Annotated in this window: 1 protein-coding gene; it reads right to left on the bottom strand. The window is 64.4% G+C overall.

Features of this window, described 5'->3' with window-relative positions; translation table 11 throughout:
- Window positions 1–16 precede the first annotated feature (16 nt).
- Window positions 17–416 (bottom strand): RDD family protein (locus tag EOA24_RS40960; RefSeq protein ID WP_133375129.1); only part of this gene is annotated, 400 nt, incomplete at its 5' end.

Genomic DNA, 416 nt, shown 5'->3' with positions numbered 1-416 from the left:
GTTCCAGTATCTGCCGCTACCGCGCATGCTTGTCCGCCTTGCGGTTGCCGAGCAGCAGTTTGCGCTCGAGATGCGCCCTGAGCTCGCCGTAGTAGGCCGTGAGGAACGCCCTGGAATCCGGCGCTTCGATCGTCACGCCGATCTTCTTCCCGATCATTTCGGCCACTGTCTTCAGCGCGAAATAGTCGTCGCGGCGTAGCACTTCTTCCAGCTTGTGCAGTTCGGCGATGCCGTAGGCATCGAGTTGGGCCGAGCTGAAACGGAAACGGGCGGCGACCGGGTCCTGCCTGCGCGACAGGTCTTCGACCAGCTTCAGCTTCGGCGCTTCGACCACCCAGGTTCCGGCGAGCAGGTCGCCGATGCGCAGGCGGTCGCGGTTGAACAGCGGGAAGAGCGCGAAGAGCAGCGCCCACGCC

Origin of the sequence: Mesorhizobium sp. M2A.F.Ca.ET.039.01.1.1, assembly GCF_003998035.1 — a bacterium.
Lineage (GTDB): Bacteria > Pseudomonadota > Alphaproteobacteria > Rhizobiales > Rhizobiaceae > Mesorhizobium.
The sequence above is the reverse complement of the archived record's forward strand: the minus strand, read 5'-3'. Positions and strand labels throughout refer to the sequence as shown.